Raw genomic sequence first — 597 nt, forward strand, 5'->3', positions numbered from 1 at the left:
ATTGCGGGACACTAGGCGTCCGGTCGCCTATAGCGCGAGGTCGAGGTTGGCCCGCCCGTCCATCGGCGACGATGCGAGCGCCTCCTCGCGCCGGGGGATCCGCCCCGCGAGGAAGGCGTCCCGCCCGGCGGAGACGGCGTTGCGCATCGCCCGTGCCATCCGAACCGGGTCGGCAGCGCGGGTCACAGCCGTGGCCAGCAGGACGGCGTCGCAGCCGAGCTCCATCGCGAGTGCCGCGTCCGAGGCGGTGCCGATACCTGCGTCCAAGACCACGGGTACCGGCGAGTCGGTGACTATGGCGGCGATGTTGCGCGGGTTGAGCACGCCCAGGCCGGTTCCGATCGGCGCACCGAGCGGCATGACCGCGGCACATCCGACGTCGGTGAGTTTGCGGGCCAGGATGGGGTCGTCGTTCGTGTAGGGCAGCACGGTGAAGCCGTCATCCACCAGAGTCCGAGCCGCCGATACCAGCTCGACCGGGTCCGGCAGCAGCGAGACGTCATCCGCGATCACTTCGAGCTTCACCCAGTCGGTCTCGCATGCTTCGCGGCCGAGCTTCGCGGTGAGGACTGCTTCGCTTGCGGTGAAGCACCCCGC

At 70.0% G+C, this 597-nt stretch carries 1 protein-coding gene; it reads right to left on the reverse strand.

Going from position 1 to position 597, the window contains the following annotated elements; translation table 11 throughout:
• Window positions 1-27: 27 nt before the first annotated feature.
• The coding region (locus ELR45_RS25550) for a thiazole synthase (RefSeq protein WP_240760139.1) at window positions 28-597 on the reverse strand (570 nt) is incomplete at its 5' end.

It is taken from the genome of Phytoactinopolyspora endophytica, from assembly GCF_004138495.1.
Lineage (GTDB): Bacteria > Actinomycetota > Actinomycetes > Jiangellales > Jiangellaceae > Phytoactinopolyspora > Phytoactinopolyspora endophytica.